The sequence below is a fragment of the Actinomadura sp. NPDC048032 genome (assembly GCF_040653175.1).
GTDB lineage: Bacteria > Actinomycetota > Actinomycetes > Streptosporangiales > Streptosporangiaceae > Spirillospora > Spirillospora verrucosospora.
The window spans coordinates 1-15,376 of sequence record NZ_JBEZJP010000167.1; the positions used below are offsets into that span (position 1 = coordinate 1).

At 74.1% G+C, this 15,376-nt stretch carries 12 protein-coding genes; 4 read left to right on the top strand and 8 right to left on the bottom strand.

What is annotated here, in order from left to right; all coding sequences use genetic code 11:
• Together AB0C69_RS21855 and AB0C69_RS21860 are read right to left on the bottom strand one after the other, a co-directional pair.
• On the bottom strand, positions 1-322 hold a 322-nt coding region (locus tag AB0C69_RS21855), incomplete at its 3' end, for a hypothetical protein (protein ID WP_360356246.1).
• Between the two features lie 106 nt (positions 323-428).
• On the bottom strand, positions 429-1,754 hold the full coding sequence (locus tag AB0C69_RS21860) for an alpha/beta hydrolase (RefSeq protein WP_360356249.1): 1,326 nt from the start codon (positions 1,752-1,754) through the stop codon (positions 429-431).
• A gap of 525 nt (positions 1,755-2,279) precedes the next feature.
• Here AB0C69_RS21860 and AB0C69_RS21865 point away from each other — a divergent pair.
• Positions 2,280-3,137, top strand: coding sequence for a phosphatase PAP2 family protein (locus AB0C69_RS21865; RefSeq protein WP_345174693.1), 858 nt, complete (start codon positions 2,280-2,282; stop codon positions 3,135-3,137).
• Here the strand turns inward: AB0C69_RS21865 and AB0C69_RS21870 are convergent.
• From AB0C69_RS21870 to AB0C69_RS21890, 5 genes are all read right to left on the bottom strand, one after another.
• A complete protein-coding gene (locus AB0C69_RS21870; protein ID WP_360356252.1) occupies positions 3,122-6,130 on the bottom strand; it encodes a bifunctional [glutamine synthetase] adenylyltransferase/[glutamine synthetase]-adenylyl-L-tyrosine phosphorylase in 3,009 nt (1,002 codons plus the stop codon). The genes AB0C69_RS21865 and AB0C69_RS21870 overlap by 16 nt on opposite strands.
• A gap of 27 nt (positions 6,131-6,157) precedes the next feature.
• Positions 6,158-7,519, bottom strand: a complete 1,362-nt coding sequence (gene glnA, locus AB0C69_RS21875) for a type I glutamate--ammonia ligase (protein WP_345174689.1) — start codon at positions 7,517-7,519, stop codon at positions 6,158-6,160.
• Positions 7,520-7,645: 126 nt separating this feature from the next.
• Positions 7,646-8,473, bottom strand: coding sequence for an amino acid ABC transporter ATP-binding protein (locus AB0C69_RS21880; protein WP_360356254.1), 828 nt, complete (start codon positions 8,471-8,473; stop codon positions 7,646-7,648).
• On the bottom strand, positions 8,470-9,339 hold the full coding sequence (locus AB0C69_RS21885; RefSeq protein WP_353832815.1) for an ABC transporter permease subunit: 870 nt from the start codon (positions 9,337-9,339) through the stop codon (positions 8,470-8,472). Before AB0C69_RS21885 ends, AB0C69_RS21880 begins: the two co-directional genes overlap by 4 nt.
• Positions 9,297-10,121 (bottom strand): transporter substrate-binding domain-containing protein, encoded by an 825-nt coding sequence (locus tag AB0C69_RS21890; RefSeq protein ID WP_345174683.1) that lies wholly within the window; start codon positions 10,119-10,121, stop codon positions 9,297-9,299. The genes AB0C69_RS21885 and AB0C69_RS21890 overlap by 43 nt, the downstream gene beginning before the upstream one ends.
• 161 nt (positions 10,122-10,282) lie before the next feature.
• On the opposite strand from AB0C69_RS21890, the gene AB0C69_RS21895 reads away from it, so the two are divergent.
• Positions 10,283-11,314, top strand: coding sequence for a terpene synthase family protein (locus tag AB0C69_RS21895; RefSeq protein WP_345174680.1), 1,032 nt, complete (start codon positions 10,283-10,285; stop codon positions 11,312-11,314).
• Here AB0C69_RS21895 and AB0C69_RS21900 read toward each other — a convergent pair.
• Positions 11,254-12,279: a DUF5937 family protein gene (locus AB0C69_RS21900; protein ID WP_360356258.1), complete on the bottom strand. Its 1,026-nt coding sequence runs from the start codon at positions 12,277-12,279 to the stop codon at positions 11,254-11,256. The two genes, AB0C69_RS21895 and AB0C69_RS21900, sit on opposite strands and share 61 nt — an antisense overlap.
• 54 nt (positions 12,280-12,333) lie before the next feature.
• On the opposite strand from AB0C69_RS21900, the gene AB0C69_RS21905 reads away from it, so the two are divergent.
• Entirely contained in the window at positions 12,334-13,593 is a 1,260-nt protein-coding gene (locus AB0C69_RS21905; RefSeq protein WP_360356261.1) for an MFS transporter, read from the top strand.
• A gap of 32 nt (positions 13,594-13,625) precedes the next feature.
• A partial coding sequence (locus AB0C69_RS21910; RefSeq protein ID WP_360356264.1) for an NAD+ synthase occupies positions 13,626-15,376 on the top strand: 1,751 nt, incomplete at its 3' end.

Genomic DNA, 15,376 nt, shown 5'->3' on the forward strand with positions numbered 1-15,376 from the left:
GTGATCTCGAACGGGACCGGCTTCTGCGCCTGGTGCGGGTGGTCCGGCCCGGCGTGCGCGGCTCGGAGGTGATGACCGAGCCGATCTTCAGGTCCTGGACGGCGCGGCGGGTCCGCTCGGACGGCATGCCGTCCGGGCCGTCCTCGGTGACCGCCATGACCAGCTGGCCGATCTTCTCGGCGTCGGTCATCCGGGCGAGGATCGCGCCGGGGTCGCAGCCGCGCCCCGGCGGCGCCTGCGCGCGGGCCCGGGCGGGCGGGGCGAGCGCGAGCCCGAGCGCCGCGATCGTGATGACGGACGTGATGGTCCGGCCGCCGTTCATCCGGCCTCCCTCGATAGGCGTCGCGGTCTAGACCAGTCCGAACCGGCGGCCGGTTCAAGGGGCAGATGTTGACGAGATCGGCGCGGGTGGGCGGGCCCGCCTTCCGCTAACCGCAGGTGGCGCCCGCGGCGGGGACCGTGCCGTCCAGGAGGTAGGCGTGCACGGCCTCGCGGACGCAGGGGTCGCCTGTGTCGTAGGAGCCGTGCCCCTCTCCCCTGAGCGTGAGGAGGGTGGCCCGGCCGCCGAGCGCCTCCGTCAGCGCGGACGCCCACGCGTACGGGGTGGCGGGGTCTCCGGTGTTGCCGACGACGAGGATCGGCTCGGCGGACGGGGCGGACACCTCGCGGGCGGCGGGGTCGCCCTGCACCGGCCAGCCCGTGCACTGCAGCAGGCCCCACGCCAGCGACGCCCCGAAGATCGGCGAGGCCTCGCGGAACCGCGGCAGCAGCCGCCGCACGTCGCTCGCGGTGGGCCGGTCGGCGCCGTCGGCGCAGGTGATGGCGGTGTTGGCGGCGGAGAGGTTGCTGTAGGTGCCGTCCCCCCGCCGCCCGTTCTGGGCGTCGGCGAGCATCAGCAGCAGCGACCCGTCGCGGCGCTTCACCGCGTCGACCAGGCCCTGCGCCAGGTACGGCCAGGCGTCCCGGGAGTAGAGCGCGGCGGCGACGCCGGTCGTGCCGAGGCTCTGGGTGAGCCCGCGCCCGGACTGCGTGCGGAGCGGGCGCCGGTCGAGCCCCGCCAGGAACCGGCCGACGGACGCCACGACGGACGGGCCGTCGGTCCCGAGGGGGCATGCCTTCTTTCCGAGCCGCGCGCAGGCGGCGCCGAAGCCGCCGAGGGCGCGCTGGAACGCGGCCGCCTGCTGGAGGGCCAGGTCCGCGCTGCCGAGCCTGGTGTCGACGGCCCCGTCGAGGACGGCCCGCCCCACCCTGGCGGGGAACTGGTGCGCGTAGTTGCCGCCGAGCCAGGTGCCGTAGGAGATGCCGAAGTAGTGCAGCCGCTCGTCGCCGACGGCGGCGCGGACCAGGTCGAGGTCGCGGGCGGCGTCGGCGGTGCCGACGTGCGGCAGCAGCCGCCCCGACCGCGCCTCGCACCTGCGTACGTAGTCGGCGCGGCCGGCCGCGTACGCCCGCTCCTCGGCGGCGGTGTCGGGGCTGTCGTCCAGGGCGGCGAGAGCGTCCATGCGGCGGTCGTCCACGCAGGTCACCGGGCTGCTTCGGCCGACGCCGCGCGGGTCGAGGCCGATCAGGTCGTAGCGGGCGCGCAGGTCGGCGTACTGGTCCGCGGCCTGCGCGAGCGTGTCGACGCCCTCCCCGCCGGGGCCGCCGAAGTTGAACACCAGCGAGCCGATGCGCCGGCGCGTGTCGGTCGCCGGCACCTTGATCAGCGCGAGTTCGATCTTCTCGCCGGACGGCCGGGCATGGTCGAGCGGCACCGGGAGCGCCGCGCACCGGAGCCCGCGGGGCGGCTTGCTCTTGGGCGGCGGGGACGGCAGGCCGGTGCAGCGTCCCCACGACAGCCGGGGGACGGCTCCCGCCGGGGCGGGGGTCGCCGCGCCCGGGGCGTCGCCCGCCGCGGGCGCGGTGGCGGACGCCGCACGGGCTCCACCGGGTGACGAGCGCGCGACGCCCGTCCCTCCCGAGAGGGAGAGGAGCGTTAAGGCGGCCAGAGTCGCGGCGCCCGCCGGCACCACGCCAGTGATCCCCCGGTACCTGGCCATTCGTCCCTCCGATCGCATCGCCTGAAGCGATCGGGACCTACCCATGGCCCTCTATGCTGACTCCTGATCAACCCATCGGGCTCCGCCAGGGGGGCCGGCGGCGCGGGGATACCCCCGCTGTCCCCGAGGCCCTCCCCCGAAAGTCCGGATACCGCATCAGGGTCGTACTACTCAGGTCTGAGATGAAGACCATTCGTCGCGGTGATCTCATTCAGGAACCCGACGGCAAAGATAGGTAGCATGGCTCAATCCGCCCCCCCAGCGGCCCGCAGAAGCGAGGCCGGCGCCACCGGAATCCGGCGCCGGGTCACCGCGCCCCCCGTATGGCGCGAACTGCTGCTGGTCGTCCTGTTCTACACCGGCTATACGCTGACGCGGATCGTCCTGGTTCAGGACGGCACCGGGCCGGCGTTCGCGCACGCCGACGAGATCCTGCGCGCCGAACGCTTCCTGGGGCTGGACGTCGAGCTGCACCTCAACCAGACGCTGCTGACCGTGCCGTGGCTGGCGCGGACCGCGAACGTCTTCTACGCCACGATGCACTTCATCGTGACGCTCGCCATCGTCGTGTGGCTGTACCGCTACCGGCCGCAGCACTACCGGTGGCTCCGCACGTCCATCATGGTCGCCACGGGTGTGGCGCTGATCGGCTTCTGGCTGTACCCGCTGGCGCCGCCGAGGTTCCTGCACAGCGAGGGCTTCGTCGACCCGGTGACCGCGCTGCACTCGCTCGGCCTGTACGCCAGCGACGCGTCCGGGAGCCTGACCAACCAGTACGCGGCCATGCCGTCCATGCACGCCGGATGGTCGCTGTGGTGCGGGCTGGTGCTGGTCAGGCTGGCGTCGCAGAACTGGGCCAAGCTGCTCGGCGTGCTCTACCCCGCGACCACCGTGATCGTGATCCTGTCCACCGCCAACCACTACGTGCTGGACGCGGTGGCGGGCATGGCGCTCATCGGCGGCGCGCTGTGGGTCTCGTGGATCCTCTACACGCGCTGCCCCGCGCCCCTCCTCCTCGCCCGGGCCCGCGTGATGCACCGGTTCCACCAGCGGTCCGGCCGGCGGACGGAAGGCTCCGGGGTTCACTCGGCTCCGTAGAACACCCGGTCCACGACGGTGCGGGCGCGGCGGGCGTGCCTGCGGTAGTCCTCCAGGAGGTCGCCCGTCCCGGGGTAGCCGAGGACGCGGGCGACGGAGCTGCGCTCGCGGTGGTGCTCGGTCGGCAGCAGGTCGGACGCGCGGCCCCGCACCAGCATGAGCGCCCCCCGGACCCGGGTGGCCATGCACCACGCCTCGGCCAGGATCTCGGCGTCCTCGGCGTCCAGGAGGCGGGCCTTGACCGCGGCGTCCAGCGCGTCCAGCGTCCGGGTGGTGCGCAGCGCCGGGACCTCGTGGGCGTACCGGAGCTGGAGCAGCTGCGCGACCCACTCCACGTCCGCCAGCCCGCCCGGCCCGAGCTTGGTGTGCAGGCGCCGCTCGACGCCGCGTGGGAGCCGCTCGGACTCCATCCGCGCCTTCAGCCGCCGGATCTGCCGGACGGCGTCCTCGCCGATGCCGTCCTCCGGCCAGCGGACGGGATCGATCAGCGCGCGGAACCGCTCGCACAGCCCCGGATCGCCGATCATCGGGTCGGCGCGCAGCAGCGCCTGCGCCTCCCAGGGCTCCGACCAGCGCGCGTAGTAGGCGGCGTAGGACGCGAGCGTGCGCACGAGCGGCCCCTGCCGCCCCTCGGGGCGCAGGTTCGGGTCGATCACCAGCGGCGGGTCGGGGGCGGGCAGGGCGAGGAGGCGGCGCAGCTCCTCGGCGACGGCGTGCGCGGCCCGCCCGGCGGCACGCTCGTCCGCGCCGGGCAGCGGGTCGTGGACGAACATCACGTCGGCGTCGCTGCCGTAGCCGAGCTCGTGCCCGCCGAACCGGCCCATCGCGACGACCGCCACCCGGGTCGGCAGCGGCCCGCGCGACTCCATCTCGATCTTGTTGACGGCGACCTGGAGCGCGGCCTCGACGGTGACGGCGGAGATGCCGGTGAGGGCCTCCCCCACCTCCCGGACGTCCACGAGGCCGAGCAGGTCGGCGACGGCCACGCGGAACAGCTCGCGGCGCCGCAGCGCCCGCACCACGCCGGCCGCCTCCTCGGCGGGGCGGTCGCCGCCCCCCTCCCTGTGGCGGCGGACGGCGGCGAGCGCCTCCGTGCGCAGCGCCTCCTGCGGGCGCGGGGCCAGGCCCGTGTCGCTGCCCAGCAGGGCCACCGCCTCGGGGGCGCGCAGCAGCAGGTCGGTGGCGTAGCGGCTGGAGCCGAGCACCCACGCCATCCGCTCGGCGACGGTCACCTCGTCGCGCAGCAGCCGCAGGTACCAGGGCGTGGTCCCGAGGGCGTCGCTGACCTGCCGGAACCCGAGCAGGCCCGCGTCGGGGTCGGGCGCGTCGGCGAACCAGCCGAGCATGACCGGCAGCAGCGTCCGCTGGATCGCGGCCCGCCGCGACACGCCCGCCGTCAGCGCCTCGATGTGCCGCAGCGCGCCCGCAGGGTCGGCGTACCCGAGCGCCTCCAGCCGGACCCGGGCCGCCTCCGGGGTGAGCCGGGCCTCCTCCCCGGGCAGCCGCGCGACGGCCCGCAGCAGCGGCCGGTAGAACAGCTTCTCGTGGATGCGGCGGACCTCCCGGGCGTGCCGCCGCCACAGCGCGGTGAACTCCCCCACCGGGTCGGTGCGCAGGCCGAGGGCGCGGCCGAGGCGGCGCAGGCCGGCCTCGTCGTCCGGGACGAGGTGGGTGCGGCGCAGCCGGTGCAGCTGGACGAGGTGCTCCACGCGCCGCAGGAACCGGTACGCCGACGCCAGCGCCGCCGCGTCGTCGCGCGCGACGTAGCCGCCCCGGGACAGGTCGGCCAGGGCGTCCAGCGTCGTCGGGCTGCGGAGCGTCTCGTCGGCGCGGCCGTGGACGAGCTGGAGCAGCTGGACCGCGAACTCGACGTCGCGCAGCCCGCCCGGCCCGAGCTTGAGCTGCCGCTCGGAGTCGGCGGTGCGCTGGTTCAGGTCGGCCTCGACGCGGCGCCGCATGTCCTGGACGTCCTCGACGAAGCCCTCGCCCTCGCCCGCCTTCCACACGATCGGGGTGATCGTGTCGAGGTAGCGGGCGCCGAGGTCGGCGTCGCCCGCGACGGGACGGGCCTTCAGCAGCGCCTGGAACTCCCACGTCTTGGCCCAACGCTCGTAGTAGGCGCGGTGGCTGGCGAGCGTCCGCACCAGCGGCCCGGACCGGCCCTCGGGGCGCAGCGCAGCGTCCACCTCCCACAGCGCACCCTCCTCGGTCGTGGCCGAGCAGGCCCGCATCATCGCCGACGCCAGCCGGGTGGCGGTGCGCAGCGCGGCGTCCTCGTCCTGCCCGTCCCGCGCTTCCGCCACGAAGACCACGTCGACGTCGCTGACGTAGTTGAGCTCGCGGCCCCCGCACTTGCCCATGCCGATCACGGCGAGCCGGCACGCCTCGTGCCCGGGGACCTCGGCGCGGGCGACGGCGAGGCCGGCCTCCAGCGCGGCGGCGGCGAGGTCGGCCAGTTCGGCGGCGACCTCCGCGACGTCCGCCGCGCCGATCAGGTCGCGTCCCGCCAGCGCCAGGAGGCGGCGGCGGTAGGCGACGCGGAGCGCGACGAGCGCGTCCTCGCCGAGGGCCACCGGCTCCGGCGCCGCCGGATCGGCGCCCACGGCGGCCAGCAGGTCGGCGCGGGGGCTTCCGAGCGGGCCCGCGACGCCGTCGCGCAGCACGCGCCAGTGGTCGGGGTGCCGCGCCAGGTGGTCGCCGAGCGCCGCGCTCACCCCGAGCACCGCGGTCAGCCGCTCCCGCGTCCCCGGCTCGGCGGCCAGCACCGCGCGCAGCTCGCCGCCGGCGGCGGGCAGCAGGCGCAGCAGACCGTCCAGGGCGAGGTCGGGGTCGGCGGTGCCGCCGAGGGCGTCGAGCAGGGCGTCGCCGGGCCCCGCGCCGTCCCGCTCGGCCTCCGCGAGCAGCCGCTCCGCCCGCGCCGCGTGGGTGAACCCGAGCCGCGCCAGGCGTCCGGCGAGCGAGGGACGGCGGTCGGAAGTCCAGGACTCGGTCACAGGACCAACCGTAATCCGGAGCGGGCCTCAGAGGACGGCCAGGAGCCGCTTCCGCTCGAATTCGGTCACCTGGCGGCGGTAGTCCTCCCACTCCTGGCGCTTGTTGCGCAGGAAGAAGTCGAAGACGTGCTCGCCGAGGACGTCGGCCATCAGCTCGCTGCGCTCCATCGCGCGGATGGCCTCGTCCAGGTTCTGCGGCAGCGGCTCGATGCCGAGGGCGCGCCGCTCGGCCACGGTGAGGGCCCAGACGTCGTCCTCGGCGCCCGGCGGCAGCTCGTAGCCCTCCTCGATCCCCTTGAGCCCTGCGCCGAGGATCGCCGCGAACGCCAGGTAGGGGTTGGCGGCGGTGTCCAGCGACCGGAACTCGATGCGGGTCGAGTGGCCCTTGTGCGGCTTGTACATGGGGACGCGGACCAGCGCGGACCGGTTGTTGTGCCCCCAGCAGATGTAGGACGGGGCCTCTCCGCCCAGGCCCGCCGCGGAGCCGACGTTGCCCCACAGCCGCTTGTAGGAGTTGACCCACTGGTTGCACACCGCGGTGATCTCCGCGGAGTGCCGCAGCAGCCCGGCGATGAACGCCCGCCCCGCCTTGGACAGCTTGTACTCCGCGCCCGGCTCGTAGAAGGCGTTGCGGTCGCCCTCGAACAGCGACATGTGGGTGTGCATGCCCGAGCCGGGGTGCTCGGTGAACGGCTTCGGCATGAAGGAGGCGTGCACGCCCTGCTCCAGCGCGACCTCCTTCATGACCAACCGGAACGTCATGATGTTGTCGGCGGTGGTGAGCGCGTCGGCGTACCGGAGGTCGATCTCCTGCTGGCCGGGGGCGCCCTCGTGGTGGCTGTACTCCACCGAGATCCCCATCGCCTCCAGCATGGTGATGGCGTTGCGCCGGAAGTCGTGCGCGGCGCTGTGCGGGGTGTGGTCGAAGTAGCCGCCCGCGTCGGCCGGCTCGGGCTCGCGGCCGTCCTCCGGCTTGTCGTTGAAGAGGAAGAACTCGATCTCGGGGTGGGTGTAGAAGGTGAACCCGAGGTCGGCGGCCCGCGCCAGGGAGCGCTTGAGGACGTAGCGGGGGTCGGCGAAGCTCGGCGCCCCGTCCGGCATGAGGATGTCGCAGAACATGCGGCCGACGCCCGGGGACTCCGACCGCCAGGGCAGCACCTGGAAGGTGGACGGGTCCGGTTTGGCGATCATGTCGGCCTCGTACACCCGGGCGAAGCCCTCGATCGCCGAGCCGTCGAAGCCGATGCCCTCGCCGAAGGCGCCCTCCAGTTCGGCGGGGGCGACGGCCACCGACTTCAGGAACCCGAGCACGTCGGTGAACCACAGCCGGATGAAGCGGATGTCGCGCTCCTCAAGCGTGCGGAGCACGAACTCCTGCTGACGGTCCAATGCCCTCTCCCTCGGTACTGCCCTGTCGGCGAGACTGCGTTCGTCGGCGACGCGGGCCCGGCATGCCGGCCGCGCTGAGCCGGTCCGGCTGTATCTGCAGTATGCCCGGACGCTGTTACCGCGACGTTACGCGTCCGGGGCCGGTGATCGGAACATATCCGACGGCGGACCGTCCTCGATCCGCGCGGCGGCCGGGTCGAGGACGCGCGAAAGGAAGGTCCGGGTCCGCTCGTGCGCGGGCGCCCCGATCACCTGGTCGGGCGGGCCCTCCTCCACGACCACGCCGCCGTCCATGAACACCACCCGGTCGGCCGCCTCCCGGGCGAAGCTCATCTCGTGGGTGACGACGAGCATCGTCATCCCCGCCTCCGCGAGGCCGCGCATGACGCCGAGGACGTCCCCGACCAGCTCGGGGTCCAGCGCGGACGTCGGCTCGTCGAACAGCATCACCTCCGGGCCCATCGCGAGCGCGCGGGCGATGGCCACGCGCTGCTGCTGTCCGCCCGACAGCTGCGCCGGGTAGGCGTCGACCTTGTCGGCCAGCCCGACCCGATCCAGGTTCTCCCGGGCGATCCGCTCGGCCTCCGCCCTGCCCCGCCGCAGCACCTTCCGCTGGGCGAGCATGACGTTGCCGAGCGCGGTCAGGTGCGGGAAGAGGTTGAACGCCTGGAAGACCATGCCGATCCGGCGGCGGACGGCGTCGATGTCGACCTCGGGGTCGGTGACGTCGGCGCCCGCGACCCGGACCGTCCCGGAGGAGGGCTCCTCCAGCAGGTTGACGCAGCGCAGCAGCGTCGACTTGCCGGACCCGGACGGGCCGATCACGCAGACGACCTCGCCGGCCCCGACGTGGAAGTCGATGCCGCGCAGCACCTCGTTCGCCCCGAACGACTTGTGGAGGCCGCTGATCTCGATGGCCGCCGGGGCCCCGGTGTCCTTGGCAAGGCTCGTCATCGCCGCCCCCTGCGCTGCCGCGCCTCCAGCCGCCGGGCCAGCAGGCTCAGCGGGATCGTGATGAGCAGATAGCAGATCCCCGCCACGATGATCGGGGTGGTGTTGCCCTGCTCGCCCGCGAGGTCGCGGCCGAACTTCGTGAGCTCCCGCTGTTCGAGCGTGATGCCGAGGAACAGCACCAGCGAGGAGTCCTTGCAGAGCAGCACCAGCTCGTTGGTGAGCGGCGGGATGATGATCCGGAACGCCTGCGGGATGACGATCGAGCGCATCGCGCGGGTGTGCGACATGCCGAGCGACCGCGCCGCCTCCAGCTGCCCCTTCGGGACGGCCTCGATCCCGGCCCGGATCGTCTCGGCCATGTAGGCGGTCGCGGCGAGGCCGAGGGCCAGTCCCGCCTGCCCGGCGGCGCCGCCGGGGATGTTGGTGCCCGGGAAGGCCAGCGGCACGCCGACGCCCACGAAGATGAAGATCAGCAGGAGCGGCAGGCCGCGGAAGATCTCGATGTAGGCGGTGGCGAACCACCGGTACGGGGGCACCGACGACAGCCGCATCAGCGCGACGACCAGCCCGCCGCCGAGACCGATCCCGAACCCGACCGCGGTGTAGAGGGCGGTGTTGCGCAGCCCGACCGTGATGATGTCGGGGAACAGGCTCTTGGCGACCTCCCAGTTGGCGAAGTTGAGCCGCAGGGTCCCCCAGTCGGCGAGCGCCAGCAGCAGCACCACGACGACCACGAAGATCCCGTACTGGCCGCCGAGGGAGAGCTGCCGGCGGCGCCGGCGGGTCAGCCCGCCCGGCGCCGCCGCACCCGCCGGTTCGGCGGTCACGAGCCGCCGCCGGCGCTGGGCGGCATCGGACCGATCCACTTCTCGTAGATCCGCTTGTAGGAGCCGTCCGCCCGCGCCTTCGCGATCACGTCGTTGGTGATCTTCACCAGCTCGGGGTTGTGGCCCTTGCGCATCCAGAACCCGTACTGCTCGCCGGTGTTCAGGTTCGCGGCGATCTCGAAGCCGGCGTTCGCCGGGTCCTTCAGCCAGCCCTTGACGACCGGGTCGTCCTGCACGATCACGTCGACCTGGCCGGTGCGCAGGCCGTTCAGCTCGGCGTTGGAGTTGTCGAACGAGCGCGGGTCGAAGCCCTTGCCCTTGACGAAGTCCTCACCGGTCGTGCTCGCCTGCGAGCCGAGCTTGAGCTTCCTGGCCTTGACGTCGTCGAGCGCGGTGATCCCGCTGCCCTTCTTCGCCATCAGCGACTGCGTGGCGTCGAAGTAGGGGCTGGAGACGTCCATGAACTTCACCCGGTCGGGCTTGATCGTCATGCCGCCCATCTGGATGTCGCACTTGCCGGCGTTCAGCGCCGAACCCGTCTTCATCGTCTCGAACGGGGTGTCGACGATCTTCTGGGTGACGCCGAGCCGCTTGGCGACGAGGTCGATGAGCTCGACGTCGAAGCCCACGACCTTGCCCGACTTCTTGTCCTCCGACTGGAAGGGCGGGTAGGGCAGGTGCGTGCACGAGGTGAGCGCGCCCTTCTCGATGAGCTTCACGCCCTGCACCGTCGCGCCCTTGTCGCCGCCGCACGCCGACGCCGTCAGCGCCAGGGCCGCGAGCCCCGCGCCGAAGGCCCGGAGCGTCGTCCGTCTCGACACGTTTCCTCCTGATCGTGCTCGCTTCCGATCACCGCACTATCGCACGTCCCCCCGGCCGGGGGCAGGGGGCGGGCGGCTGACTCGCCCATGACCGTCCCCGGATATCCGTTTCCCGGAAATTGACGTGGCGATCATGGTCGTCCGGCAAGGTGATCGTTAGCGTGGATCGCGTCGTGGACATCTCACTTCTTCTCTCGATGACCGACCGGGTGACCGCGCTGGCCACCCCGTCGGCCATGCACCCGGAGTCGTGGCAGCTGTGCGCGCAGGTGGAGGCCTGGGCACGCGGCCGCGGGCTGGTGCTCGGAGATCCGGACACCTCCCCGCTCGGCCGGGCGCGCTGCGAGCGGCTCGCCGCCCGCGTCCTGCCGTCCGCCGACCTGGCCGCCGTGGACCTGTTCGCCCGCTGGCTGACCTGGACCCTCGCGCTGGACGACACGCTCGACCACCCGCCGCTCGCCGACAGCGGCAGCGCCGTGCACGGGCTGTACGACGACCTGCTGCGCGCGATGCGGCGCGGCCACGCCCGGCCCGGCGCCCGGCCGCTGGAGGCGGCGCTGGTGGAGCTGTGGCACGCCACGTCCAAGGACATGAGCCGCGACTGGCGCCGGCGGTTCATGCTGCACCTGGAGGCGCACCGCGACGGCTGCGCCGAGGAGGCCGTCAACCGGCGGATCAGCCACGTCCCGACCGAGCAGGAGTACCCGGCGCTGCGCCGGCGGGCCTGCGGCCCGTTCCTGTTCGACCTGGTGGAGGCCGTCCTCGGCGTCGAGCTGCCGGCGCGGCTGCTGCGCACGCCCCGCTGGAAGACCCTCGCCGACGGCGTCGCCGACGCGGTCGCGTGGGCCAACGACCTCGCCTCGCACGACCTGGAGGCCGCGCGCGGCGACGTGCACGATCTGCCCGCCGTCCTCGCCAGGGCGCACGGGATGGACGAGGCGCGGGCGGCCCACCTGGTCGCCGAGCGGATCGCCGACCGGCTGGAGGAGGCGTGGACGGCGGCGCGCAGGCTGCCGGAGATGCTCGACCGGCTGGACCTGACGGTCGCGCAGCGCGCCGCCGCCGCGCAGGTCGTCAAGGTCCTGCTGGACACGCCGCGCGCGCACATGGACTGGCTCGCCGAGTCCGGCCGCTACGGACCGGAGGCCTCCCCCGCCCCGCCGCGCCTGGACGCGCTCGCGTCGCTGCGCTGAGCCCCGGCGAGGGCGTCCCCGGCCGGGGTGCGGACGTACAGGACGCGGCGGCCCATGCGGTGCCCGGTGACGAGGCCGCAGGCGCGCAGGACGCCCAGGTGCTGGCTGACGGCCCCCGCGGTCACGCCCGTCCGCCTGGCGAGGTCGGTGGTGGACGCGGGCGTGGCGAGGGCCGTGAGCAGCTCGGCGCGGCGGCGTCCGATCAGCGCGGCCAGGGCGCCGGCGCGCGGCTCGTCCGGCGGCCCGGTCTCCCACAGTGTCGCCGCGCCGCGCGGCGGGTAGCTGACCATCGGCTGGTAGGGCGGCACCATCACCGACACGTTCGGCCACACGTACGCGCTCGGGACGAGCAGGATGCCGCGCCCGGCGAGCTCGCCGCGGAAGTGCCAGTGGCGGTCCACGGAGAGCGTCCCTGCACGCCAGGAGACCGCCTCGTGCAGGTCGCCGAACACGCCCTCGGCGCCCTCGGCGGCGAGGGCGCCGCTGCGCCGCAGGACCTCCCCCTCCAGCAGATCGCGGATGCGCGGCCAGAACGGCTCCACGGCCACCTCCCAGTACCGTTCGAGCAGGTCGGCGAGGTCGTCCCGGGCGCGCTCGGGGTCGGCGGCCATGGCGCGGCGGGTGGGCCGGAGCGGGGCGCCGGGCGCGGCCCAGCTGAGCTCGGCGGCGACGACCTCGGGCGGCGTGGCGCGGACGGTCGCGATCTCCGCGCCGAGGTCGGGCAGCGGCGTGCGCGGCGGCGGGGTGAGGAAGTCCGGGATGTACCCGGCGGGCAGGACGACGTCCAGCAGCGGCTCGAAGCCGAGACCGCGCAGGCGGGGCCGGACGGTGCGCACCCACGGCAGGTGGAGCGCGTGGCCGGACGGGTCGGCGAGCACCCGCAGGCTGCGCACCATCTCCCACAGCGGCGAGAACGCGAACCGGACCCGCGCCACGTCGTCCGGCGCGAGCACGAACTCGATCATTTAGCCCAGGCTAAATGATTATCTCGGAGCGCGGGCCGCCTCCACCATCGTCACGTGACGCTTCTGGAAGAACCTCCCATCGGTCCCGCTCCCGGCAGGTTCGCGGCTTTCCTCCGCCCCCGGGTGGGCGGCTTCCCCCGGCCCTTCTGGGTGCTGTGGGCGGGAACCCTGCTCAACCGCCTCGGGACCATGGTCGAGCCGTTCCTCGGCCTCTACCTGACGACCATGCGCGGCCTGTCGCTGGCCCAGGCCGGCGTGACGATGGCCGTGCTCGGCGCGGGCTCGCTCGCCGGGCAGCTCGCGGGCGGCATGCTCGCCGACCGCATCGGCCGCCGCGCGACGCTGACGCTCGCGACCGTCGGCACCGGCGCGGCCATGCTCGCGCTCGGCTACGCCCAGGGCCTCGCCGCGATCCTCGCCGCCGCGCTGGTGCTCGGCCTGCTCCTGGACATGTACCGGCCCGCCGCCCAGGCGATGGTGGCCGACATCATCTCCCCGGCCGAGCGCCCGCGCGCGTTCGGGCTGCTGTTCTGGGCGATCAACCTCGGCTGGGCCTTCGCCATGGTGCTCGGCGGGACGCTCGCGCAGCAGGGCTTCCTGTGGCTGTTCTGGATCGACGCCCTCACCTGCGCGGCGTTCGGCCTGCTCGTGTGGCGGGCGATCCCGGAGACGCGGACCCGCGAGGCCCGCGCCGGGCGGGCGGGCGGGTTCGGCCGCGTGCTGCGCGACCGGGTCATGGTCGGCTACGTGCTGGTCACCCTCTTCTACACGTTCGTGCTCATGCAGGGCATGACGACGATGCCGCTCGCCATGAAGGAGGACGGGCTCGGCCCGCAGTCCTACGGCCTGGCGATCGCGGCGAACGGCACGCTGATCATCATCGTCCAGCCGCTGGTGAACGCGTGGCTGGCGCGGCGCGACCACAGCCTGGTGCTGGCGGCGGGCTTCGCGCTGGTCGGGGCCGGCTACGGGCTCACCTCGCTCGCCTCGTCCGTGGCCGCCTACACCGCGACGATCCTGGTGTGGACGCTCGGGGAGATCATCGCCGCGTCCGTCCTGCAGGCCGTGGTCGCCGACCTCGCCCCCGCCGACCTGCGGGGCCGGTACGGCGGCCTGTACGGGATGGCGTGGTCGGGCGGCTTCCTGCTGGCGCCCCTCGGCGGCACCCAGCTGCTCGGCGCCGGAGGGGCGCCCGCGCTGTGGCTGACCTGCGCGGGGCTCGCCCTGGGCGCCGCCGCGGCGCAGCTCGCGCTGGCCCCCGCGATCCGGCGGCGGCGCGCCGCCGCGCTCGCCGCCGACTTCTCGTCAAAGTGACGAAACTGGGCGGGACGCTCTACCCTTGGACCGTGGCACAACTCAGGCTCGCGCTCGCACAGGTGAACTCGACCGTCGGCGACCTCGACGGCAACGCCGACCAGATCGTGACGTGGACGCGCCGCGCCGCCGAGGCGGGCGCGCACCTCGTCGCATTCCCGGAGATGATGCTGACCGGCTACCCCGTGGAGGACCTCGCGCTGCGCGCGTCCTTCGTGGCGGCGTCCCGCGACGCCCTCCTGCGCCTCGCCCGCCGGCTCGCCGACGAGGGCCTCGGCGACCTCCCCGTCGTCACCGGCTACCTCGACTGCCCGCCGGCCGGCGCGGCCCGCTCCGGCCGGGCCGGCGGCCTGCCGCTGAACGCGGCCGCGTGGCTGCACGGCGGCGAGGTGCTCGTCCGCTCCGCCAAGCACCACCTGCCCAACTACGGCGTGTTCGACGAGTACCGGATCTTCGCGCGCGGCGACCGGCTGCCGGTCGTCCGGCTGCACGGCGTGGACATCGCCACCGCCATCTGCGAGGACCTCTGGCAGGACGGCGGCCCGGTCAGCGCCACCGGCGCCTCGGGCGCCGGGCTGCTGCTGGTGATCAACGCCTCCCCCTACGAGCGCGACAAGGACGACGTCCGCCTCGACCTGTGCGCCGGCCGCGCCCGCGAGGCCGGCTGCGCGCTCGCCTACGTCAACCTGGTCGGCGGCCAGGACGAGCTCGTCTTCGACGGCGACTCGCTCATCGTCGGCCCGGACGGCTCGCCGCTGTCGCGCGCCCCCCAGTTCGTCGAGCACCTCCTCGTCACCGACCTCGACCTCCCGGCCGCCGGCCCCGCCGCCGACGAGGGCCCCGTCCGCGTCGACGCCCAGGACGGCACCACGATCACCATCGACCGGCACGTCCTGTCCGCCGACCCGCTGCCCGCCTACCCCGCCGAGCCGGGCACGGTCGCGCCGCCCCTGGAGGACCTCGCCGAGGTGTACGCGGCGCTCGTCCTCGGCACCCGCGACTACGTCCGCAAGAACGGCTTCCGCTCCGTCGTGCTCGGCCTGTCCGGCGGCATCGACTCGGCGCTCGTCGCCACCATCGCCTCCGACGCCATCGGCCCGGAGAACGTGCACGCCGTCCTGCTGCCGAGCCGCTACTCCTCGGAGGGCTCCGTCGTGGACGCCGAGGAGCTCGTCAAGCGGCAGGGGATCAACTCGCGCATCGTCCCCATCGCCGGCATGGTCGAGGCGTTCGAGGAGCAGCTCGACCTGCACGGCCTCGCCGCCGAGAACCTCCAGGCCCGCATCCGCGCCAACGTGTGGATGGCCCTGTCCAACGAGGACGGCCACCTCGTCCTCACCGGCGGCAACAAGAGCGAGCTGGCGACCGGGTACTCCACCCTCTACGGCGACTCCGCGGGAGGCTTCGGCCCCATCAAGGACGTCTTCAAGCTCACCGTCTGGGACCTCGCCCGCTGGCGCAACGCCCAGGCGGGCAAGGACTCGCCGCTCCTGCACCCCTTCACGCAGGAGCCCATCCCCGAGGCCATCATCGTCAAGGAGCCGTCCGCCGAGCTGCGCCCCGACCAGCGCGACCGCGACAGCCTCCCCGAGTACGCCCTCCTGGACCCCATCCTGACCGACTACGTCGAGCGCGACATGGGACGCGACGCCCTCGTCGACGCCGGCCACGACCCGGCCCTGGTCGAGCGCGCCATCCGCCTCGTCGACATCGCCGAGTACAAGCGCCGCCAGTACCCGCCCGGCCGCGCCTACGTCTTCGCTCATCGCTCAGCCCGCCTTCC